The organism is Paeniglutamicibacter sulfureus (assembly GCF_039535115.1).
GTDB lineage: Bacteria > Actinomycetota > Actinomycetes > Actinomycetales > Micrococcaceae > Paeniglutamicibacter > Paeniglutamicibacter sulfureus.
Genome location: NZ_BAAAWO010000001.1, coordinates 2,602,945 through 2,624,633 on the forward strand (window position 1 = coordinate 2,602,945; position 21,689 = coordinate 2,624,633).

Annotated in this window: 20 protein-coding genes; 15 read left to right on the forward strand and 5 right to left on the reverse strand. The window is 63.4% G+C overall.

Annotated features, from left to right (window positions below; translation table 11 throughout):
- Positions 1 to 6 precede the first annotated feature (6 nt).
- From ABD687_RS11890 to ABD687_RS11915, 6 genes are all read left to right on the forward strand, one after another.
- A complete protein-coding gene (locus ABD687_RS11890) occupies positions 7 to 1,404 on the forward strand; it encodes an MBL fold metallo-hydrolase (protein WP_310290943.1) in 1,398 nt (465 codons plus the stop codon).
- A gap of 114 nt (positions 1,405 to 1,518) precedes the next feature.
- Positions 1,519 to 2,103 carry a rhodanese-like domain-containing protein gene (locus tag ABD687_RS11895; protein WP_071214387.1) on the forward strand — a complete coding sequence of 195 codons (585 nt, stop codon included), beginning with the start codon at positions 1,519 to 1,521 and terminating at the stop codon, positions 2,101 to 2,103.
- Between the two features lie 90 nt (positions 2,104 to 2,193).
- The gene (locus ABD687_RS11900) at positions 2,194 to 2,490 is read left to right on the forward strand and encodes a rhodanese-like domain-containing protein (RefSeq protein WP_047117791.1); all 297 of its coding nucleotides are present in this window, start codon (positions 2,194 to 2,196) and stop codon (positions 2,488 to 2,490) included.
- A 65-nt stretch (positions 2,491 to 2,555) separates the two neighbouring features.
- Positions 2,556 to 3,452, forward strand: a complete 897-nt coding sequence (locus tag ABD687_RS11905; protein ID WP_149619545.1) for a sulfite exporter TauE/SafE family protein — start codon at positions 2,556 to 2,558, stop codon at positions 3,450 to 3,452.
- Between the two features lie 54 nt (positions 3,453 to 3,506).
- Positions 3,507 to 4,835, forward strand: a complete 1,329-nt coding sequence (locus ABD687_RS11910; RefSeq protein ID WP_310290935.1) for an MFS transporter — start codon at positions 3,507 to 3,509, stop codon at positions 4,833 to 4,835.
- A gap of 86 nt (positions 4,836 to 4,921) precedes the next feature.
- Positions 4,922 to 5,341: a DUF302 domain-containing protein gene (locus ABD687_RS11915; RefSeq protein WP_007273057.1), complete on the forward strand. Its 420-nt coding sequence runs from the start codon at positions 4,922 to 4,924 to the stop codon at positions 5,339 to 5,341.
- Between the two features lie 68 nt (positions 5,342 to 5,409).
- Here the strand turns inward: ABD687_RS11915 and ABD687_RS11920 are convergent, their stop codons facing one another.
- The 3 genes from ABD687_RS11920 to ABD687_RS11930 are packed head-to-tail and all read right to left on the reverse strand — an operon-like array spanning position 5,410 to position 7,468.
- A complete protein-coding gene (locus ABD687_RS11920; RefSeq protein WP_007273056.1) occupies positions 5,410 to 5,760 on the reverse strand; it encodes a DsrE family protein in 351 nt (116 codons plus the stop codon).
- Complete coding sequence (locus tag ABD687_RS11925; protein ID WP_007273055.1) at positions 5,757 to 6,665, reverse strand: cytochrome c biogenesis CcdA family protein; 909 nt, start codon at positions 6,663 to 6,665, stop codon at positions 5,757 to 5,759. Before ABD687_RS11925 ends, ABD687_RS11920 begins: the two co-directional genes overlap by 4 nt.
- Positions 6,665 to 7,468, reverse strand: a complete 804-nt coding sequence (locus ABD687_RS11930) for a DsbA family protein (RefSeq protein WP_007273054.1) — start codon at positions 7,466 to 7,468, stop codon at positions 6,665 to 6,667. The genes ABD687_RS11925 and ABD687_RS11930 overlap by 1 nt, the downstream gene beginning before the upstream one ends.
- A 134-nt stretch (positions 7,469 to 7,602) precedes the next feature.
- Between ABD687_RS11930 and ABD687_RS11935 the strand changes: the two genes are divergently transcribed.
- The 5 genes from ABD687_RS11935 to ABD687_RS11955 all read left to right on the forward strand — a co-directional run bounded on the left by ABD687_RS11935 (position 7,603) and on the right by ABD687_RS11955 (position 11,862).
- Entirely contained in the window at positions 7,603 to 8,154 is a 552-nt protein-coding gene (locus ABD687_RS11935; RefSeq protein ID WP_007273053.1) for a hypothetical protein, read from the forward strand.
- Entirely contained in the window at positions 8,151 to 8,549 is a 399-nt protein-coding gene (locus ABD687_RS11940) for a BlaI/MecI/CopY family transcriptional regulator (protein ID WP_310290929.1), read from the forward strand. Before ABD687_RS11935 ends, ABD687_RS11940 begins: the two co-directional genes overlap by 4 nt.
- Positions 8,550 to 8,915: 366 nt before the next feature.
- Entirely contained in the window at positions 8,916 to 9,509 is a 594-nt protein-coding gene (locus tag ABD687_RS11945; protein WP_176704955.1) for a recombinase family protein, read from the forward strand.
- A gap of 3 nt (positions 9,510 to 9,512) precedes the next feature.
- Entirely contained in the window at positions 9,513 to 10,970 is a 1,458-nt protein-coding gene (locus ABD687_RS11950) for a Mu transposase C-terminal domain-containing protein (protein ID WP_176704954.1), read from the forward strand.
- Positions 10,957 to 11,862, forward strand: a complete 906-nt coding sequence (locus ABD687_RS11955) for an AAA family ATPase (RefSeq protein ID WP_310290925.1) — start codon at positions 10,957 to 10,959, stop codon at positions 11,860 to 11,862. The genes ABD687_RS11950 and ABD687_RS11955 overlap by 14 nt, the downstream gene beginning before the upstream one ends.
- A 229-nt stretch (positions 11,863 to 12,091) precedes the next feature.
- On the opposite strand, the gene ABD687_RS11960 is transcribed toward ABD687_RS11955, so the two are convergent.
- Positions 12,092 to 12,634, reverse strand: coding sequence for a hypothetical protein (locus ABD687_RS11960; protein ID WP_310290923.1), 543 nt, complete (start codon positions 12,632 to 12,634; stop codon positions 12,092 to 12,094).
- A gap of 5 nt (positions 12,635 to 12,639) precedes the next feature.
- The gene (locus ABD687_RS11965; RefSeq protein WP_310290921.1) at positions 12,640 to 13,731 is read right to left on the reverse strand and encodes a hypothetical protein; all 1,092 of its coding nucleotides are present in this window, start codon (positions 13,729 to 13,731) and stop codon (positions 12,640 to 12,642) included.
- A 369-nt stretch (positions 13,732 to 14,100) separates the two neighbouring features.
- Here ABD687_RS11965 and ABD687_RS11970 point away from each other — a divergent pair, with 369 nt between their 5' ends.
- From ABD687_RS11970 to ABD687_RS11985, 4 genes are all read left to right on the forward strand, one after another.
- Positions 14,101 to 16,062 (forward strand): type I restriction-modification system subunit M, encoded by a 1,962-nt coding sequence (locus tag ABD687_RS11970; RefSeq protein ID WP_310290919.1) that lies wholly within the window; start codon positions 14,101 to 14,103, stop codon positions 16,060 to 16,062.
- A complete protein-coding gene (locus ABD687_RS11975) occupies positions 16,059 to 17,408 on the forward strand; it encodes a restriction endonuclease subunit S (RefSeq protein ID WP_310290916.1) in 1,350 nt (449 codons plus the stop codon). The genes ABD687_RS11970 and ABD687_RS11975 overlap by 4 nt, the downstream gene beginning before the upstream one ends.
- Complete coding sequence (locus ABD687_RS11980; protein WP_310290914.1) at positions 17,395 to 20,478, forward strand: type I restriction endonuclease subunit R; 3,084 nt, start codon at positions 17,395 to 17,397, stop codon at positions 20,476 to 20,478. The genes ABD687_RS11975 and ABD687_RS11980 overlap by 14 nt, the downstream gene beginning before the upstream one ends.
- Positions 20,479 to 20,729: 251 nt before the next feature.
- Positions 20,730 to 21,683, forward strand: coding sequence for a GIY-YIG nuclease family protein (locus ABD687_RS11985; RefSeq protein WP_310290911.1), 954 nt, complete (start codon positions 20,730 to 20,732; stop codon positions 21,681 to 21,683).
- Positions 21,684 to 21,689: the final 6 nt, after the last annotated feature.

Genomic DNA, 21,689 nt, shown 5'->3' on the forward strand with positions numbered 1-21,689 from the left:
GAGACCATGCTTCTCGAACGCATCTATGACGAGGACCTCGCACAGGCCAGCTACTTCATCGGCTGCCAAGCCAAGGGGGAAGCGCTCGTGGTGGACGCCCGCCGCGACATCCAGGTGTACCAGGACCTTGCAGCGAAAAACGGAATGAAGATCACCGCCGTCACCGAGACGCACATCCACGCCGACTACCTCTCCGGCACCCGCGAACTTGCCGCCGCCACCGATGCGGCCATTTACGTTTCGGGCGAGGGCGGAGACGACTGGCAATACGAATTCGAGGCAGAACGCCTCCTCGACCAGTCCACCATCACGCTGGGCAACATCACTGTCAAGGCCCTGCACACCCCGGGACACACCCCCGAACACCTTTCCTTCCTGGTCACCGACGGCGCCTTCAGCGACAAGCCGGGCTTCCTGCTCTCGGGTGACTTCGTCTTCTCCGGGGACCTGGGCCGTCCGGACCTGCTCGATGAGGCCGCCGGCGGCACCGACACCCGCTTCGCCGGGGCGCATGATTTGTTCGTCTCGCTGAAGAACAAGTTCCTGACCCTGCCCGACTACGTACAGGTCTACCCCGGCCACGGTGCCGGCAGCGCCTGCGGCAAGGCCCTGGGCGCGATCCCGTCCTCCACCGTCGGATATGAGCGCAGCTTCGCCTGGTGGGGTCCGTACCTGGAGGCCAACGACGAGGCGGGGTTCGTCGAGGCACTGCTTGACGGGCAGCCCGACGCGCACGCCTACTTTGGCCGGATGAAGCGCGAAAACCGCCAGGGCCCTGCCATCCTGGGCGAACGCGCACCGCTGGCCGAACTGGCCACCGGGGACGTCGCGGCCGCCTTGGCCGCGGATGACATCGGCGTGGTCGACACCCGCCACCACACCGAGGTCCATCAGGGCACCGTCGCCGGGGCACTGAATATCCCGGCCGGCACCAAGGCCGCAAGCTACGGCGCCTGGGCCGTGGACCCGGAAACCGACCAACGCCCGCTGGTGCTCCTGGCCCCGAACAGCGAAAGCGCAACCGAGATGTGGGACCACCTCATCCGCGTGGGCATCGACAAGGTCGCCGGATACCTCACTTCCCTGGACGGCCTGCCGGTCTACGTGCCCCGCACGATCTCCCCGGCCGACTTGGCAGGGTTCGATGCCGCCCTGCTGCTGGATGTGCGCAACAAGACCGAGCACGCCGCCGGGCACGTGCCGGGTTCCGAACAGCTCAGCGCCGGACGCGTGCTCTGGCACACCGAGAACCTTCCGTCCGACGGCGTGATCGTGAGCTACTGCCAGTCCGGGGTCCGCAATTCCGTGGCCGCCTCCGCCCTGCGCCGGGCCGGGTTCGACGTCGTCGAGCTCGAGGGCAGCTACGCCGGCTGGGCAGACTGGAAGCAAATGCAGAACGCCTAGGTTCTCCACCACCCATCCCTCACCCATAAATTCCACGTATTCCCGGTCCCGCATCCCCCTTTCCGGATGCGGGACCGGCCGGGCGCCATGCCCGGCAGAAAGGGCCCACAAGCCATGAACCCCATTCCCCAGACCACCAGCCCCGAAGAACTCAAGGACTGGATCGCAGCTGGCTCCGACGTTGTGGTGCTTGACGTGCGCTCAGCCGCCGAATTCGAATCCCTGCACATCCTGGGCTCCTACAACGTCCCCCTCCCGTTGCTGGCCGAACACACCGAGGAACTCGCGGCCAAGCTTGACACCAAGGTGGTGCTGGTCTGCCAATCCGGCGTGCGCGCCACCGAAGCCAAGACCAACCTCGCGTCAGTGGGATTCGGCAACGCCCATGTCCTGGCCGGCGGCGTCCCGGCTTACAAGCAGGCCGGCGGCCGGACCGTGGAAGGTTCCAAGCGCTGGGACCTGGAACGCCAGGTGCGCATGGCCGCCGGTTCCCTGGTGATCGCCGGCCTGGCCGGGGGCAAGTTCCTGTCCCCGCAGATCCGCACCGTTGCCGGGGTCATCGGGGCGGGACTGACCTTCTCCGCGGCCACCAACACCTGCGCCATGGGCAAGGCCCTGGCCAAGATGCCGTGGAACAAGACCGGCAACGAGCCGACCCGTGCATCGGTCCTCGCCCAGCTTCCCCCCAAGAAGTCCTAGCACACACCCGGTTTCCGGGCCCGGGTCGCGTTGATCCGGGCCCGGAAAGCACCCACATACCGCTTGAACACGCCCCCGAAGGAGCAGACCATGCCCGAAATCACCATCACCGACACCGACCAGCGACGTGCCACGGACCAGGTCCTTGACGTCCGCGAAGACTTCGAAGTCGCCGAGGGAATGATCCCCGGCGCCATCCACATCCCCATGGGAGAGCTCAACACCCGCCTGGGGGAGATCGACCGGACCCGCCCCGTCATCGTCATCTGCCGCAGCGGCAACCGCAGCGCCCGCGTCGCCGACGCCCTCACCGGCGCCGGATTCACCGCCGACACCATGGCCGGCGGCATGACCGCCTGGCAACGTGCCGGCCTGCCCGTCACCTAAAGCCATACCCCGGCGCCAACCCCACCCGCGTCCCCTGCCCTTCCTTCCCAGACAAGGCCACCTCCATGACCCTCACCCTCGCACTCACCCTCCTGCTCTCGGTGCTGATCGGGATCTCCCTCGGCCTGCTCGGCGGGGGCGGGTCCATCCTCACCGTCCCGATCCTCACCTACGTCGCCGGCATGAACCCCAAGGAAGCCATCGCCGCCTCGCTCTTCGTCGTCGGCGCGACCTCCGCGGTCAGCGCCGTGACTCATGCCCGCAAGAAGCGCGTGCAATGGCGCACCGGACTCGTCTTCGGCGCCGCCGGCATGGCCGGGGCCTTCGGCGGCGGCCTCTTGGGCGGACACATCCCCGGAACGATCCTCATGATCGCCTTCGCCCTCATGATGGTCGCCACCTCCCTGGCCATGATCCGCGGCCGTAAGAACCCCGCAGGCGCACCCCACCAGGGGGATCTGCCGGTGCCCAAGGTCATCATCGAGGGCCTGGTCGTCGGCTTGGTCACCGGGCTCGTCGGTGCCGGCGGCGGCTTCCTCGTCGTTCCGGCACTCGCCCTGCTCGGCGGCCTGTCGATGCCCGTCGCCGTCGGCACCTCGCTGGTGGTTATCGCCATGAAGTCCTTCGCCGGACTCGGCGGCTACCTCACCACCGTCACCCTGGACTGGACACTTGTCGGCGGAGTCACAGCCGCCGCGATCCTCGGCTCCTTCCTCGGCGCACGCCTGGCCGGACGCATCCCCGAAGCGGCCCTGCGCAAGGGCTTTGGCTTCTTCGTCCTGGCCATGGGCGTCTTCGTCCTCGTCCAGGAACTACCCTCCCCCGCCAACCTCATCCTGGGCCTCGCGGCCACCGCAATCGCCGCGGCCGCGGCCCTGTGCTGGTTTGCCATCCCCGCATGCCCCCTGCGACGCAAGTCCCTGGGTTCACCCGCCACCACCACGGCAACCGAAGCCCACTAACCGCCGGCTCATCGCCGTCCGGCCTTTCAGCCCCAGCACACCAGGAGACCGAGCATGAAGCAGTCCACCACCAGGGCGCTCCCCATCTTGGGTTTGCGCGCCAACGCGGCGCAGTTCACCCTGCTCGTCGCGGTCAACGCGCTGGTCGGGGGCATGGTTGGACAGCAACAAACCGTCCTGCCACTGCTCGCCCACGCGGAGTTCGGCCTGAGCGGATACACGTTCCTGTTTGCCTACGTGGCGGCCTTCGGGATCGCCAAGGCGACCTCCAACTGGTTCGCCGGGACCCTCTCGGACCGCTACGGACGCAAGCCCGTGCTGCTGGCCGGGTGGCTCTTCGCCATCCCGGTGCCGCTCATGCTCATTTTCGCCCCGGACTGGAGCTGGGTCGTCGCCGCGAACGTTCTGCTGGGCATCAACCAAGGCCTGACCTGGTCGACCACCGTCATCATGAAGATCGATCTGGTAGGCCCGGCCCAGCGCGGCCTGGCCATGGGACTGAACGAGGCCGCGGGCTACGGTGCCGTGGCCGCCACGTCCCTGCTGGCCGGATACCTCGCCGAACAGTACGGGCTGCGTCCGGCGCCCTTCCTCTTGGGAATCGCCTACACCGCCTTGGCACTGCTGCTGTCGGGCCTTTTCGTCCGGGAGACCCACCCACATGCCCTCCTGGATGCCGGAAACATTGCCGCCCGGGGCACCTCCGCCCGGCATGGCCTGGACGCCAAACTATCCAACCGCCAAATCTTCTCCCTGACCAGCTTCCGCGAACCTGCCTTGTCCTCGGCAAGCCTGGCCGGCCTGATGAACAACCTGAACTTCGGCCTCTCCTGGGGCCTGTTCCCCCTCCTGTTCGCCACCGCGGATCTCAGCACGGGCCAGATCGGCCTGCTTTTCGCCCTGTATCCCGGGGTCTGGGGCATCAGCCAAATGGCCACCGGCGCTCTCTCGGACCGGATCGGACGCAAACACCTCATCACCACCGGCATGCTGGTCCAGGCCGGAGCCCTTGCGATCATCGCGCTCGGGGACGGCTTTGGTGCCTGGGCCTCGGGAACCGTATTGCTCGGAGCGGGAACCGCCATGGTCTACCCCACGCTGCTGGCCTCCGTGGGCGACGTCGCCCATCCCGCTTGGAGGGGACGGGCCGTGGGGGTCTACCGGGTCTGGCGCGACCTCGGATACGCCGTCGGTGCCATCGCCGGCGGGATCATTGCCGACCTCATGGGGCTGCACGCGGCCATTTGGATGGCCGCCGCCCTCAGCGCAGCCGCGTCCCTGGTTGTCGCGGTCCGCATGTATGAAACGCACCAACGGCTTTCACCGCCCTTCCATGCCGGCGATACCTTGGCAATGCTTCCGCGCGATCGGCCCAACACGTAGCATGGGCACGGAACCGAGAGTCCCGCCGTGGCGGGACCCGCAGCCGCCCTGGCCGGCCTCCGCACGACAACCCAAGGGGAAACACCATGACGTACACCCACGCCATCACCGTCGCGCTGTCATGGCAAGACGCCGTCGACCGGACCCGCGGCGCCTTGGCGGAACAGGGATTCGGCGTGCTGACGGAGATTGACGTGAAGGAGACCTTCGCCCGGAAGCTGGGCCAGGAAGCCGGGGACGCCGTGGGGAACTACATCATCCTCGGGGCCTGCAACCCGCAATTGGCCCAGCGCGGCATCGCCGCCGAACCACAGTTGGGCGCGCTGCTCCCGTGCAACGTCGTGGTGCGTCGCGCCCCCGATGCCAAGGAAACCACCATTGAGGCCATCGACCCGCAAACCATGGTCCAACTCAGCCCGGGTGACGCGACACGCGAGGTCGCCAACGATGCCGATGGCCGCCTTCAGGCGGCGCTGAAGGAAATCTCCGAAAAAGCAGGCTCCTAGGTTCTCCCCTGGTTGGTGAAGGTCACTGGCACGGTCTTTTTGCACGGGAGCAGTGCGCCAAGCTCGGGTCAGAGGCGGACATATGCAGCGCCGTCGTGCTGGCGTTGGGCCAGATGCGCGATGGCCGCGGGGACGACCGCGACACCCTCGACCAGCGCATCCGGGGCCAATCCGGCTGCATGCAGACTGTTCGCGCATGCGGTAATGCAAATGCCGGGGATGCCGTGTAGGGCCGCAATGTCGGGGGCGTGCTTCCCGTCCGCGGCCAACTGGGACACCGACGGGCCCTGCACGATGACTTCCACGATGGTGTCGGACATCCGTTCGTGCGCATTGCGGGCCACCTGCAGGGCCGTGGCCACATCCGGGAATGGTTCGGTGCCCGGTCCGGCTAGGTGCAGCAGCAACCGCCAGGTCATGGTCGGGCCTTCGCGGGAACCCCGGTATTATCCCCAAGGATTGCCTCCTCGAGTGATTCAGGGGCCACGGCCGCGTCCTTGGTGCGCAGGGTTCGGCGTACAAGCCCGATCCACCAGGCCAATAGCAGCGCTCCCAGCATGGAAGGCCATGCCCAGTCCGGGAGCACGGCATCGATCCGGGACGCCGCGTCGGAGATCCGGTCCATCAGGCCAGCGGAGAGCAGGTCGGGCATGGTGAGTAGCCCCCCGGTGGTGAGCATGAGGATCCCGACGGTGATTGTTACGGTTCCTGCCAGCAGCGCGTTGGTGTGGAAGCGGAACCGGCCCACAGTCACGGTGCGTCCGCGCAGCCATCCGGTTCGGAAGGTGCCGGCGCGGCGCATGGCCGCGGCCACGCCGAGCACCGGCAGCACCATACCCAGCGCGTAGCTGGCCAGCAGCATGCCCCCGCCCAGTGCGCTGCCGTTGGCCAGGATGAGGGTCAGGATTGCCCCCAGCACCGGTCCGGTGCAGAACCCCGCAACGCCGGCCACCGTCCCAAGCAACACCGCCCCCCACGGCGAGCCTGCCGCGGCGCGTCGGCGCCGGGTACGCAAGGGTAGCAGGCGGGACAGGTCGAAGCCGCCGCCCAAGATCTGGATGAGTCCCAGGGCGACGATGACCCAGGCGGCAGCGACCAGCAGGAGGCGGCGGTCGATGACCAGGACGCCGCCGAGCCATCCGATGCCCAGGCCCAATGGGACCAGCGTGGCCAGCATGCCGGCTAGGAACGCGATCCCCAGTACCCGCAGCCGGTGCCCGGAGGTCGCGGCATGGGCGAAGAACGCGGGCAGCAGCATGGCGTTGCACGGGCTGAAGAGTCCGAGCACACCGCCGGCAAAGGCGAAGACCAGTCCGGCTTCCACTACTGCTGGCCTGCTTCGGCCTGCTGCAATTCGGCGTCAATGGCGGCCACGAAGTTCTCCAGGGGCTGCGCGCCGACGAACGGCATCTGGTTGATCAGGAATACCGGGGTGCTCATGACGGCCAGCTCCTGGGCCTCGTCTAGGTTGCGCTTCACCGCATCCTTGGCCTGTTTGCTGTCCATGTCGGCCAGGAACTGCTCCCCGTCCAGGCCCAGGTCCTCGGCGGTGGCCCTGAGGCTCTTCGCGCTGTAGGCGGATCCGGGGGCGATGGTGCCGCCTTCGGCCATGCGCGTATGGAAGGGCACGTAGCTTCCCTGCATGGCCGCGGCCTGTGCGGCGTGAGCGGCGGTCAGGGAGGCGTCGCCGAACAGGTCAAGGTCACGCCATTCAATGCGCAACTTCCCCTGGTCGACGTACTTGGTGATCAGTTCGGGCAGGGTGCCCTCCGTCCACTTCGCGCAGTATGGGCACTGGAAGTCGGTGAAGGCGACCATGACCACCGGGGCATCCACATCACCCAGCGCAGTGGGATCCTGTGCCTCCAGTCGCGCCACATCGGGAAATGCGGGTGCCGGTGGGTCGGTGTCCTGCCCGGGGGTCTGTGAGCCGGGATTTTGGACTGCGGCGGACGACGCTTCCGGGCCCGGCGCCCGGTCACCGACGGGCAGCTGCGCGCCGATGAGCAGGCCGATGGCCAGGGCCACGGGAATGGGTGCGACCCACAGCCACGGAACCTTGCGCCGTGTTCCAGGCTTGTCCCCCCGCTCCGGTGCGGGCTTGCGGTTCTCGGGGATTTGCTGCACGGTTTCGCTGCCTTCGGCTCGATTGGCTACTATGCTGCATAGTAGGTCTACTATTCTTTATAGTAGACAAGCGGTCCGAAGGGCAAGCGGGGACGCTCTCGGGACGGATCACACATCAAGCACACGGAGGAACAATGAGCCGCACGCAACGCTTGCTGATCGATTTCCGCCGCCGCCTGCCGCTGGCCGGCGCGGCGTTGCGCTGGTGGGGTTCCCGGCAATGGGCGGTGGCAGTGGCCTCGGCACTGGCCATGGCGCTGCTGCTGGGTTTCGCCACGGTGCTAATCCCCAACGACGTCTTCAGCCGGGACATCCCGCCGGTGCCGTGGAACTACCCCGTCTGGTTGGCCACCTCCGTCCTGACCGGCCTGCTGGCCGCCAGCTACATCCGGCCAGCGGCCCCGGCAACCCCAGGGACCGCGGAACCAACCGACCGCACCTCCCGCTGGGGGATGGCCGGCGGTCTACTGGCCTGGTTCGCGATCGGCTGCCCGGTCTGCAACAAGATCGCCCTGTTGGCGCTGGGATATTCCGGAGCCATGACCTATTTCGCGCCGTTGCAGCCTTGGCTGGCGGCACTGGCCATGGTGCTGACTGTTCTTGCACTGGTGTTCCGACTGTCTGGGCAGCAGCAATGCGCGATACCCGGTCGCCAGGCCGCTGAGCGGGAAAGGATGGATTCATGACGACCTCCATTGAAGACACCGGCGAACTACCCTTCAAGCTCCGGGAGGCGCCCCCAGTAGGGGCACTGGAACGGCGTGTTTTGGACGTGCTTTGGAAGACCCGCCAGGCACACACCACGCGGGGCATGGTGCAGGAGCTCACGGCGCCGGGAGGCCAGAAACCCGCATACACGACCGTCGCCACCGTCTTGGGCCACCTGGTGGACAAGGCGCTGGCGGAACGCGAACTCATCGGCGGCGTATGGTCCTACCGTGCCACGCTCACCGGGTGCCAGTTCTCCGCCGCGCACATGGTGCGCACGCTGGGAGAGACCAACGACCGCCGGCGCTGCCTCACCCGCTTCGCCGGCATGCTCGACCCCCAGGACGCCGCCTTCCTCAAGTCCCTGCTCTAGTTGATCGGATCCTCACGGATTTCGTTGGTCATTAGAGGCCGGACAGTGTGGGGCTCGTCCAGGTCCAGGTCCAGGTCCACTTCCGCTCAGAAGGGACCCCTCGGGGATAACCCGGCGCATGGCCATGCTGAGCTCGCCCACAGTTCCGAGACAATCCGCCTCGCGGAAGCCGTGTGAGGGTTCCTGAACGAAATAGACGCGTTTGAATGTCTTGAAAAGCTAAAGCTTTTCGAGACACCAGAACCGCGCCTATTTTGACGATCGGCCTCCTTGAAGTCCCGGGAGGCGATTTGCCCCAGAAAGTCGTCTTACCGTAAAACGTCTTACGCGGTTGGCATCCAGGGGTTTTTGAGCCAAAATGGCCAGGTGAGACATTTGGGATACACGCGGGTGAGCACTTCGAGCCAGGATGCGCAGTTGCAGCTCGACGCGCTTCTCAAGGACGGGGTGCAAAAGCGGGACGTGTTTGCCGACGTCACCTCCGGAAGCAGGTCCGCGATCGAGCGACCGGGAATGAAGAAGCTCTTGGAGTATGCCGAGGCCGGGGACACCGTGGTGGTCTGGCGGGTCGACCGGCTCGGCCGGTCCCTGGTCGATGTGCTGAACACCGTGAACCTGTTGCGTGAACGCGGCGTGAATGTCCGCTCCATTTCCGACGGGATCGACCCGGCCACCTCGACCGGGCGCATGATGCTGAACCTGCTGGCCTCCCTGGCCGAGTATGAGCGCGAGCTGATCGTGGAGCGCGTCAATGCCGGGATCGCCGCCGCACGGAAAGGCGGCACTCGTTTCGGCCGGCCGCTCTCGGACCCTGCGGTGATCGCCGACAAGCTCGCGATCGCGAAGGATGCCCGGTTGAGGGGACGCACCGCCGAGGACGCGGCACGCCTGGTCGGGTGGAGCCGGGCGACGCTCTACCGCCACCTCGGACAAGACGCCGGCTCGATCAAGAGCATGTGATCGATGATGGCCCCGCGAAGCGTTTCGGAGAAACTCGCCTTGCTGGGCCAACATGATGGCGGCGCCCCTTGGACTCGCATCGCCGCCGAGTCGGGGGTGCCGCTGCGGACACTGGCGCGCTGGTCCGCGAAGTATCGCGCCGACCCAACATCCAGGGGTTTGCAGCGTACCCGCCGTACCGATCACGGGCGCCGGCGGATCCGGGCCGAACTCATCGAGGCCATCGAGGCACTGGCCCTTCAGCGCCCCGAACCCACCGCCGCCTACATCCACCGCCGCGTGGGCGACATCGCGGCCGACCGCGGACTCAGTCCGCCGAGTTACTCCAGTGTTCGTGCGATCATCGGTGCCATCGCCCCGGGACTTCGCACGCTTGCGCAAGAAGGGGATGCCGCGTACCGGGATCGCTTCGAGTTGGTGTTCCGCCGCGCCACTGCCCGCCCCAACGAGCAGTGGCAGGCCGACCATACACTGCTGGACATCATGGTCCTGGGCAGGAAAGGGACCGCGGTGCGGCCGTGGCTCACGGTCGTGTTGGATGACTATTCCCGCGCCGTTGCCGGATACACCCTCTTCACCGGGGCCCCGTCGGCGGAACAAACCGCGCTGGCCCTGCACCAGGCCGTCAACACCAAGACCAACCCAACCTGGCCGATCTATGGCTTGCCCGAGGTGCTCTACAGCGACCACGGGTCTGATTTCACCTCCGAACGCCTCAACCAAGTCTGCCTGGACACCCACATCCGTCTTATCCACTCCAGGGTCGGCGTCCCGCAGGGGCGCGGGAAGATCGAGCGCTTCTACGGGACCATCACCACCGAGCTCCTGCCCCACCTGCCCGGCCACATCCCGCACGGGACCCGCGGCGCCCCTGTCACCACCCCCGCGCTCACCCTGGAACAGCTCGATGGGATCCTGGAGCAGTTCATCGTCACCGAATACAACTGCCGCCCCCATTCCCAGACGCACGAGGTCCCCGTGCAGCGCTGGGGAGCTTCCGGTTTCATCCCGCGCGCACCGGCGCACCCCGAGGACCTCGACTTGCTCTTGCTCACTGCGACTGCGACCCGGAAGGTGCAACGCGACGGCATCAAGTTCGCCGCCACCCGGTACGTCTCACCCATCCTCGCCGCCTACGTCGGCGAACACGTCACCGTGCGGTTCAATCCCCGCGACGTCGGGGAAATCCGCGTCTACTTCAACGATGCGTTTCTCTGCCGCGCGATCGCACCCGAGCTGGCAGCGGACTCCGTCTCGTTCAAGGAACTGCAAGCCGCTCGGTCGCAACAACGACGAAACCTCAAAAAACAATTGCGGCAACGCCGCAGCCTCGCCGATGCCCTGCCCTCCGATGCCCGCTATGTCCCGCGAACAGCTGCGGATACAGATACGGACGCGAAACAGGACACCATCGAAGAAGTCCCGCCACGACACCGATTGCGCCTCTATGAAACCGACTGATCGCACCCATAGCGTCCTCGGCCCGGGAGATGACGGCCGGCGCTTTCTTTCCGCGGACACTGGCGAGATGAACCTCGGCCCGCCGCCGCAGCACCCGAGGCCGCCATTCCAGCTCACGCGAGAACACCGCCGCTTCACCGAATTCGCAGACGCCGTCCGCGCCCACCGCTACATCGGTCTGTGCTGGGGATCGCCTGGGGTCGGCAAAACCCTTTCGGCCCGGCACTACGCCGGCGCCGACGATTGGGAACAATGGCAGATGCCCTTCCCCGAGCACCTCGATCCCGTACCTGAACGCGTGCTCGAATCCCGCACCGCATTCTTCACCCCCACGGTCTCGGCAAGCGTCCGGGAAATTGACCAAGGGCTCCCGCGCGTCTGCCAACAGATTTCCTATGCTCTCGACTACGCCGAACACGGCGTCGTGGATCCCTTCATCCACCGCGAGTCACGCTCCAGCGGCCGCACCGAACTGCTCATCATCGACGAGGCCGACCGCCTCAAGACCGCCGGCCTCGAACAGGTCCGCGACTATTTCGATCGGCACACCATGGGCGTCATACTCATCGGAATGCCGGGGATCGAAAAGCGCCTGGCCCGCTACCCGCAGCTCTATAGCCGCATCGGCTTCGCGCACGAATACTGCCAACTCACCCCCGAGGAACTCACCGCAGTTTTGACCCGACGTTTCCCGCGAGGGAACGACGAAGCCGATGGCGGTCTCGCACACGCAACAGCCATCGCGACCATCGTCCGCATCACCGGCGGCAACTTCCGCCTCGTCGACCGGCTGACCACCCAGATCGAACGCGTCCAAACGGTCAACGCCCTCGCCGGACTCACCCCCGAGATTGTCGACACTGCACGGCGAGCCCTACTCATCGGCCACTAAGCGCCGCGAAAAACACGCCACTTACCGTTGCGATTCACAGTCTCTTTTCCCTCAAGGGATCGAAGTCCCCGCATTGGCATCAAAGGATCCTTTGCTGCGACACAGTTTCATCTAAACAGCTGAAGGCAGAATCCGTTTCGGCTCTGAATCGACGTCGCTACATTCCGTACTTGGAGAACGCCCTGTCGAGTTCCGACCAATCCATACAGCTACCGGGATGGCCTGCTGATTAGTCCTCATTCGGAAGATCTTCCAGATTCTCCCGTTCCGCATCTTGCTTCTCGAACTGGAACGCGTCCCATAGCAGATTAGCCACGATAAGGAGCGTGAGTCCTACGTAACTGAGGACTGCCACGGAAATCGCCCCGAGCACCACTCGGATTTGTTCCACCCATGCTGGAATGTCCTCGCTTGGTATCACAACCAAGGACACGACGAGGACTGTAATAGCAACTCCAGCAACCAAACTTAGGAGAATGTGTGCAGCTGCTTCGTCAAGAGCCCGCGTTCGAGCTTGCTCGTCTCTCATAAGTATGCGTTCACGCCATGCGGCTACCTGCGAAAAACCGGTGAGAAGGGCACCTGCCAGTAAAGCAGCACCCGCAAGTAGTTGGTCGGGAGATTGCACCCCAAGCCCAAACCAGATCATTCCACCAGCAACCAGAATTGGAATGGACAGCAGTACGATACGTGTCGTCCAGTCTGGCTTCTCAGCGGCAGCATTTTCCTCCCGATGCCGCAGCCCTTCACGAACGCCACGAATCAGTTGCATCGGGTTTAATCGGCTAGCCAATCCTTAACCTCCGTCGGGTTGATATTGGCAATCTGAACATCAGCTTCACGTGCAATTGCAGGCAGCCTTTCCGACACCTTCGTGTAGAAATACCACGGTGACGGTGAGCCCTCGTGAACTGGGTACGTAAATATCTCCCGCAGCGAATCGACGGCGATCGTTGCTCGGGCTCCGTTCTCAGCGACCACACGGAGAGAGGCATCGTCATAGTGGTCAGCCTCTCCTTCATAAACTAATTCCTGTTGCTCAAGTACAGCAGCTAGCTCCGACACTCCGTCACCCTTAGTAATCGCCTCCCCGGCACGCTGGCGCCTCTCCCACAACTTGGCGATGGTGCCCCCAGCCTCGTTTTGTTGTGTCTCTCGAAGTGAAATAGTGAGCGTTCGGCTAATCACGTCTGCGCCGCCCCTGCTAGAAGACCTATGGCCCTTGAATACCGCCGAGACAGATTTTGCTGACCCCAAGATCTCCTGCAGGTATTGACTATCGCTTGCCTGGCGCCATTTGAATGCAAGTCGTACACGTTTATTGACTTTGGGAACGGTCATTTTGGCTTCACGCGCCGCCGCACGCTCTGCCTTGTCTTGGGCCAATTTATGATTTCTCAGTTCGATGCCGGTCCTATGAAGAAGGCTAATAAGCCGGCGCATGGGATCGCGTCCGTTGATGGTTTGCGCTATCACCACAAATTTGGAGTCATCCCGTTGGGAAAATAGGAATGCAAACATGTGAGCGGCTTCCGCTGAACGATCGGAGAGCTCCTGAGGGGTCTCCCCAATCTTGGTTGCATGGGTGTGGCTTCCGACAATTCCGGCTTCAACAACCAAGTGAATAAAATCGTCTCTAAGGATGGCCGGGTCACCCACCGTCAAAGTGGCCGTCGGCTGCCGGGGTTCACCATCCGTGGATTCCTTTGGCTTAAACTCTTGGGTTGACATGGAGTGGACCGCCTCCAGCAAACTCACAATTCTGGCCCGTACATTGGAAGAACTATGCGATAGCAGTGGCTTGTTGTCTTTGAACATGTTGGGGTATGCCTCGACAACATAGGCCCTAAATCCATAAGTGGATGCCATAATAATTCCTCCATTGTTTTAACATGATAATATCGGAATAATCCAATGCCTCACGCTTCGGAGTTTCCGGGCGGCACTGCACCGCTGGCCGTGGAAACGGATGGCCTGTCTGCCAGCAAGGCTACGAAGCGCTCGTTTCTTGTCTCAGTCAACGCGAGTGGATGCCACCAGCGAAAGCAACTGGGTCGGCAGTGCCTCGGCTAGGTCGGCCACAAGCGCAAGCGTGAAAATCGTGGAGATCGTACTAGGGCATCTGGCTTTTGTGGGTGAAAGCGAATCGTCTCCAATTCGGGTTGAATAGAGGGTAAGAGTTATCGGTCCCCTCGTTGGCGATCCGGTGCGGAATATCCATGAGAAATTTGGGACGACTTGAGCAACCACGCATCATTCATTTGGGGAATCGCCGACCTGCTGAGGGGCAACTTCAAAGCTCACCAGTACGGCGATTTCATCCTTCCCTTCACCGTCCTGCGCCGCCTGGATTCAGTCCTGGCCGATACCAAGCCCAAGGTCCTGGAAGTTGTCGCGGAGGCCCAGGCCAAGGGCATGCCGGTCCGTCCGGTGCTGTTGAAGACCAAGGCCGGGCACCAGCATTCCTTCTACAACACCAGCCGCTACGACCTGGGCACCCTCATCGGGGACGCGGAAAACCTGCGCGAGAACCTCCTGGCCTACATCAATGCGTTCTCCGAGAACGTGCGGGACATCTTCGTGAAGTACAAGATCGAAGACCGAATCGAGGAACTCGAAGACAACAACCTGCTCCTACTGGTGGTGCAACGTTTCGCCGAGGTTGACCTGCACCCCGAACATGTCTCCAACGCCCAGATGGGGCACATTTTCGAGGAACTCATCCGCAAGTTCGCCGAAGCCTCCAATGAAACCGCCGGTGAGCACTTCACCCCGCGCGAGGTCATCGAACTCATGGTCGACCTGCTATTCGAAAATGACGATGCTGCCTTGCGCGACGGCGACATTGTCCGCTCGGTGTACGACCCGACAGCCGGCACCGGCGGCATGCTCTCGGTTGCCGAGGACCACCTCACCGCCATGAACCCCAAGGCCCGCCTCACCCTGGCCGGCCAGGAACTCAACGCCCAGTCCTATGCGATTTGCAAGGCCGACATGGTCATCAAGGGCCAGTCCGTGGATGCCATCGTCAACGACGACACCCTGCTCTATGACGGGCATGCCGGCACCACGTTCAACTACTGCCTGTCCAACCCGCCCTTCGGCGTGGACTGGAAGAAACAGGAAAAGACAGTCCGCGAGGAACACGCCGAGCGGGGCTTCGCCGGCCGCTTCGGCCCAGGCCTGCCCCGCGTTTCCGATGGATCAATGCTCTTCCTGCTGCACCTGATCTACAAAATGCGCGAACCAGCCACGGATTCAGCCGGGGGCCGTGCGGCCATTGTCCTGAACGGATCCCCTTTGTTCACCGGTGGCGCCGGGTCCGGCGAATCCAACATCCGCAAATGGATCCTGGAACGCGACTACCTCGAAGCGATCATCGCCCTGCCCACAGACATGTTCTACAACACCGGCATCAGCACCTACGTTTGGGTGCTCTCCAAGGACAAGGCCCCGGAGCGCCGCAACAAGATGCAGTTGGTCGATGGCTCCAAGTTGTTCCGAAAGATGCGCAAGGGCCTGGGATCCAAGCGCAACGAACTCGGCCCCGACGACATCAAGGCAATCGTAAATCTGTACGGCGACTTCGCGGCCACCGACCAGTCGAAGATCTTTGACACCACCGATTTCTTCTACCGGACGATCACCATCGAACGCCCGCTCAAGCTGAACTTCGCCACGACGCCTGACCGCATCGAGGCCGCTCTGGCAGCCAAGGCCTTCGGCAAGCTCACCCCCGAGACCCTGGCCAGCTTGCCCACCGCGCTGGAGTCCATGAACGTCACCTTGCTGTGGAAGAACCGGGACGAATTCACCAAGGCCCTGAAGAAACAGCTCAAGGCGACCGGCACCGAACTATCCGCACCCCAGCTGAAGTCACTTATCTCCGGGCTCTCCAAACGCGACGACACCGCGGACGTCTGCACCGGTGCCAAGGGCAACATCGAGGTTGACGCCGATCTGCGCGACACCGAAAATGTTCCTTGGAACGAAGACATTCACGCCTACTTCAACCGCGAAGTCAAACCCTTCGTCCCCGACGCATGGATCGACGAAGACAAAACTAGGGACGGCTGCGAAATCCCCTTCACCCGACACTTCTACCAATACACCCCACCACGGATACTCGAGGAGATCGACGCAGACCTCGACGCGGTCTTGGGACGTATCCGCGCACGCCTCGAGCAGGTCAAGGCATGAGTCCAAAGCCATACCCCGAGTACAAAGACAGCGGTTTTGATTGGCTAGGGGCCCTTCCTACGGGCTGGGAAGCCCGGCGATTAAAGTTTGGATTCGACCTGCAAAAACGACCCATCGCATCGGACATGGATATTGTTACCGCTTTTCGCGATGGTGAAGTAACCCTTCGGAAGAATCGTCGCCTCGGAGGGTACACAGAGGGCGACAAACAGATCGGCTACCAAGGCATCGAATCGGGTGATCTCGTAATTCACGCAATGGACGCCTTTGCTGGAGCAATCGGCGTCTCTGACTCTCGGGGAAAATCAACACCGGTCTACAACGTATGTAGACCCAAGCCCGGAGTCAACGCCCGTTTCTTCGCACTAGCTTTACGGCATTTAGCCCTCACTGGCTATATCGAGTCCCTGTCGAAAGGAATCCGAGAACGCTCGACAGATTTTCGCTGGGCTGACGCTAAAAATGTGATCGTCCCATTCCCTCCACAGCACGAACAATACGCAATCGTCGACTACTTGGATCGCGAGACGGCTGAGATTGATGCATTCATCGCTGACCAGGAAGAACTCATCGCGCTTCTGGCTGAGCGACGTACAACGACCATCACCCAAGCCGTCACCAAAGGCCTTGACCCTAATGCGCCGATGAAGGACAGCGGGGTGGATTGGCTCGGCGATGTGCCAGAGGGATGGAGTGTCCAGCGGCTTAGCCACGTCACGAGTGCTGTCATCGATTGCCTTCACTCCACACCGGAAAAAAGTGATGAAGGAAAGTTTATTAGTATCCGAACCAGCTGCATCAGGGACGGTGAACTCTTCCCGGAAAAGGGGCTAACAATCGATGAACCCACTTTCCGAGAGAGGACGGCAAAAGGCACTCCAGAAGCAGGGGACGTGTTCTTTACGCGTGAGGCACCGGCGGGTGAAGCCGCATTGGTAGATAACCTTGGTCACTACGCACTTGGTCAACGTATGGTGCTGCTGAAGCCCTCTTCTGAATTGCTGGATTCACGATTCCTATTATGGAACATCTACATGCCACATGTCCGCAGATACATCGATATTGAAGCAAACGGATCAACCGTCAAGAATTTGCCGATTCCGGATATCAAGTCCATCCCGATCGTTGTTCCCCGTAAAGATCAGCAGCAACGAATAATCGGGTATTTGAACCGAGAAATTTCCGAGATTGATGAAGCCATTGCGGATGCGCGTGCGTCTATTGCGTTATCGAAGGAGCGTCGTGCCGCTGTGATCAGCGCCGCGGTGACGGGGAAGATCGACGTCCGCAGCACCAGCGTCCAGGCAACCAACAAAGTGGAGGCTGAGTCTGTTGGCGTTGCATAATGAGATCGAGTTCGAGAACAGCATCTGTGAGCATTTGGCCGCCCACGGGTGGCTCTACTCCCCCAGCGATGAGGGCTACGACCGGGAACGGGCGCTCTTCCCGGAGGACGTGTTCGGGTGGCTTCAGGACGCCGCACCCGAGGAGCTGACGAAGGTTTTGAAACCGGAGTTGAATCCGACGATGCTGGTCAAGGCCAAGCTCCGGGTGCTGGACCGGATCGCCTCGGTCATGGGCATGGACCCGTTCAATGGCGGTGGGACACTGAACGCGATCAAGAAGCCGCTCGGGGTGACCCCGGCGACGTTGCGGATGTTCCAACCCAAGCCCGCCGACGGGCTCAACCCTGCCACGGTGACGCGCTATGGGTTCAACCGGTTGCGGGTGATGCGCCAGGTCCACTACTCCAAGACCGGCAACAAGTCCCTGGACCTGGTGTTCTTCCTCAACGGGATCCCGGTGGCCACGGTCGAGCTGAAGACGGACCTGACGCAGGACGCAGAAGCGGCGCTGAAGCAGTACAAGCAGGACCGCAACCCCAAGGGCGAACCACTGCTGACGCACGGCCGCGGCGCGCTGGTGCACTTCGTCGTGTCCAACCAGGAAGTGCACATGACCACCAAGCTGGAAGGACCGTCCACCCGGTTCCTTCCGTTCAACGCGGGCAAGAACAACGGGGCCGGCAACGCCAACCGGGAGGGAACCTCCCCGACAGCGTATTTCTGGGAAGAGCTGCTGGAGCCCGAGGCGTGGCTGACGGTGCTGGGGAAGTTCATCCACTACCGCTTCGAGGAAGACTCCCACCCGATCACCGGGAAGAAGTCCTTCAAGGCCTCGACCCGGTTTCCGCGCTACCACCAGTGGCGCGCCGTCAACGCCCTCACCAACACCGCCCTGGCCGAAGGTCCGGGACACAACTACCTGATCCAGCATTCGGCAGGGTCTGGGAAGACCGACTCGATCGCGTGGACCGCCTACCGGCTTTCCTCCCTGCACCGCGCGGACGGGTCCAAGCTCTTTGACGGGGTAATCGTCATTTCCGACCGCACCGTCCTGGACGGGCAGCTGCAAAAGGCCATCGAGCAGCTGGAGACAGTCGCCGGGGTGTTCGCCCCGATCACCCACGGCTCCGAGGGGTCCAAGTCCAAGCAACTGGCCGAGGCACTGCTCAAGGGCCGGCAGATCATCGGTGTCACCTTGCAGACCTTCCCGCACGCCATGGAGGAGATCCGGGTGAACAAGGGCCTGGCGGGGCGCAACTATGCTGTCATCGCCGACGAGGCCCACTCCTCCCAGTCCGGGGATGCCGCCAAGTCGCTCAAGAAGGTCCTCACCAGTATCGGGTTGGAGGAAGGCGAAGACATCAGCACCGAGGATGTGCTCGCCGCCGAGATGGCGGCCCGCGCCGGGGCCACCATGAACCTGTCCTTCTTCGCCTTCACCGCCACCCCGAAGGGGAAGACCATTGAGCTGTTCGGCCGCCCGGACGCGAACGGGAAGCCGCAGGTCTTTGACCTGTATTCGATGAAGCAGGCCATCGAGGAAGGCTTCATCCTCGATGTGCTGCAGAATTACACCACGTACACGATGGCCGCCCGCATCGCCCAGGCCGACCGGAATGCCGCAGAGGTAGAGGTGGACCGCGACCAAGGCGCCAAGGCGCTGATGCAGTGGGTGCGGTTGCACCCGCACAACATTGCCCAGAAGGTCGCGATCATCGTGGAACACTTCCGCGTCAACGTCGCCCACCACCTGGCCGGACGGGCCAAGGCCATGGTCGTGACCTCTTCGCGCAAGGAAGCGGTTCGCTACAAACTCGCCATCGACCAGTACCTGCAGCTCAAGGGCTACGACACGGAGGTGGCGGCATTGGTCGCCTTCTCCGGTGAGGTCACCGACACGGCGTCCGGGCCCGAGGGGTTCACCGAGCACACCATGAACCCCGAGCTCAAGGGCCGGAACATGGCCAAGGCGTTCGGCACGGACGAGTACCAGATCATGCTGGTGGCCAACAAGTTCCAGACCGGGTTCGACCAGCCCCTGCTGGTGGGCATGTATGTGGACAAGAAGCTCTCCGGCATCGCCGCGGTGCAGACCCTGTCCCGGCTCAACCGGGTGATCCCCGGCAAGGACAAAACCTACGTCCTGGACTTCGCCAACGACCCCGGCACCATCCTGCAGGCGTTCAAGGACTACTACGCTGAAGCTTCCATCCAGCAGGAATCCAACCCGGACATCATCCACAACATGATCATGAAGCTGGATGCGATGGGGATCTACAACGACAAGGACGTGGACCTGGTCGCGGCCAAATGGGTGGCCCAGCGCAACCACAACGGCCTGTATTCGCACCTGCAGCCGGCCATCGACGTCTTCCACGACCGGCACAAGCAGGCCAAGCTGACTGCCAATACCTTGGAGCTCGAGCAGCTCGAGGAGTTCCGCAAGACCGCAGGGTCCTTCAACAAGGCCTATGACTTCTTCTCACAGATCATCGACTACGGCAACACCCGCATCGAGAAGCTCGCCATCTACCTCAAGCTGCTGGCCAAGGCCCTGCAAACCACGGCCACAGGCAATTCCCTGGACCTCACCGACGTGGTACTCACCCACTATGCGCTGAAGAAGCAGGAAGCCCAGGACCTCAAACTCGTGGACGGGGAAGGCAAGGGCCTCAAGGGACTCACGGCCGCCGGTTCAGGGGTGGTGCGGGAGAAGTCCCTGGGCACGTTCGAGGACTTGATCGAGCAGATCAACAAGATCTTCGAGGGTACCGGCATCAGCGACGAGGACCAGATCAACGCGGTCGAATCGATCATGCGCCATGCCGAATCCCATGAGCAGCTGCAACGCGAGGCCATCGCCAACGGGCCCATCGACTTCGGTTCCTCCCCCACCTTGCCTGAGGCCATCGACGAGATCATCTACACCGCGGGGGAAGGCCACCAAAAAGCCATCAACGCGCTATTGGAGATGGAAGGCCCGGAGAAAATCGTCCAGGTTCTTCTGGCGGCCGGGTTGCAGGACCGTGCCAGGAAACGGGCGCAACTGGATGCCTTGGTGAACGATTAGAAGGTCCGGCCGGTCCCGGGGCAAGATGGCCCGAGGATTGCAGAAGTTCCACCGGTCAGTTGCAACACCCCAATTTTTGGGAGTTGCAACGACCGCTAGGACGTAAGGGTCCTGGGGCGCAGCTGTGGCGTCGACTACCCATGGGGGAAGATTGCGCTGCTGTCGGACGTCATGTCAACGTGGAGGTGACCAGTGGGTCCAGCAATCGCGGTGGGGGAAAACGCCTGGGCCTGTGGCATAGGGTGGTTTTCATGTCTGCTCCCCCATCCGTTGTTCTCGACGTGCTTGCTGAGGCGGCGGTCCCTGCCCGGGCGGCTTCCCTCGCATCCCTCACCCTGGGCCATGTGCTCACCGGCATGGGGGCAGACCACGGGCCGGGGGTCCGGTCGGCGGACATGCATCTCATCCGGCACGCCTTCAAGCCCAGCGACCCCTTGGCCCTGCGCGGGCCCCAGGACCTGACGCAGGAGCGGGTCCTTGCCTACACCAGGGAACAACTCGTCTCGCCCCGCCGCTTCCCCGCGGACCCTGCCCGGTACTGGGTGATCCTCGTCGCCGACGGCCAGCGGCGCTCCCGCCTCTGGGGCACCTTCGAGAATCACGGCGAAGTGGCCGCGGAGCGCACCGAGACGCGCCGGTGCTTCGACCTGCGCCCGACGGATTTCCTGGCGCCCCTGTATGACCGGCTCGTGGTCGAATGGGACAACCCCCGCAGCTGGCACCGCAGCGCCGCCTCCGCCAGTGCCGCACGCATGCCCGTGCTGGAGATCGCGGACCGGGACAAGGTGCCCTTCCCGGGGTTCGACGGCGTGCTGCTCCCGTACCACCAACTGCGCGACATGGTGGAGGACCCGCGCTACGCCGACTGGCGCGCCGCCCTGTCCGAGGTCCAGGGGATCTACCTCATCACGGACTCCACCAACGGCAAGCAGTACGTTGGCAAGGCCGACGGCGCCGAACGCATCCTTGGCCGATGGACGGCCTACGCGCGCGACGGCCACGGCGGGAACGTCGCCCTGCGCGAGCTCGCTCACCACAGCGCCGACGGGGAAGCAGCAGGGACGAAGACGGACCATGCCCGGCACTTCGTATTCAGTCTCCTGCGCGTGTTCGGGCCCAGCACGCCCTCCTCGGAGGTGAACACCGCCGAGTCCCACTACAAGGAGGCACTGATGACACGCGCCTTCGGCCTGAACAGGAACTGACCGAAC

Bases quoted from the DNA above. Each gene is read 5' to 3' on its own strand.
- ABD687_RS11955 (WP_310290925.1), top strand. From the start codon at position 10,957: ATGAAACCGACTGATCGCACCCATAGCGTCCTCGGCCCGGGAGATGAC.
- ABD687_RS11890 (WP_310290943.1), top strand. From the start codon at position 7: ATGCTTCTCGAACGCATCTATGACGAGGACCTCGCACAGGCCAGCTAC.
- ABD687_RS11940 (WP_310290929.1), top strand. From the start codon at position 8,151: ATGACGACCTCCATTGAAGACACCGGCGAACTACCCTTCAAGCTCCGG.
- ABD687_RS11935 (WP_007273053.1), top strand. From the start codon at position 7,603: ATGAGCCGCACGCAACGCTTGCTGATCGATTTCCGCCGCCGCCTGCCG.
- ABD687_RS11905 (WP_149619545.1), top strand. From the start codon at position 2,556: ATGACCCTCACCCTCGCACTCACCCTCCTGCTCTCGGTGCTGATCGGG.
- ABD687_RS11895 (WP_071214387.1), top strand. From the start codon at position 1,519: ATGAACCCCATTCCCCAGACCACCAGCCCCGAAGAACTCAAGGACTGG.
- ABD687_RS11985 (WP_310290911.1), top strand. From the start codon at position 20,730: ATGTCTGCTCCCCCATCCGTTGTTCTCGACGTGCTTGCTGAGGCGGCG.
- ABD687_RS11950 (WP_176704954.1), top strand. From the start codon at position 9,513: ATGATGGCCCCGCGAAGCGTTTCGGAGAAACTCGCCTTGCTGGGCCAA.
- ABD687_RS11900 (WP_047117791.1), top strand. From the start codon at position 2,194: ATGCCCGAAATCACCATCACCGACACCGACCAGCGACGTGCCACGGAC.
- ABD687_RS11975 (WP_310290916.1), top strand. From the start codon at position 16,059: ATGAGTCCAAAGCCATACCCCGAGTACAAAGACAGCGGTTTTGATTGG.
- ABD687_RS11965 (WP_310290921.1), bottom strand. From the start codon at position 13,731: ATGGCATCCACTTATGGATTTAGGGCCTATGTTGTCGAGGCATACCCC.
- ABD687_RS11920 (WP_007273056.1), bottom strand. From the start codon at position 5,760: ATGACCTGGCGGTTGCTGCTGCACCTAGCCGGACCGGGCACCGAACCA.
- ABD687_RS11960 (WP_310290923.1), bottom strand. From the start codon at position 12,634: ATGCAACTGATTCGTGGCGTTCGTGAAGGGCTGCGGCATCGGGAGGAA.
- ABD687_RS11915 (WP_007273057.1), top strand. From the start codon at position 4,922: ATGACGTACACCCACGCCATCACCGTCGCGCTGTCATGGCAAGACGCC.
- ABD687_RS11910 (WP_310290935.1), top strand. From the start codon at position 3,507: ATGAAGCAGTCCACCACCAGGGCGCTCCCCATCTTGGGTTTGCGCGCC.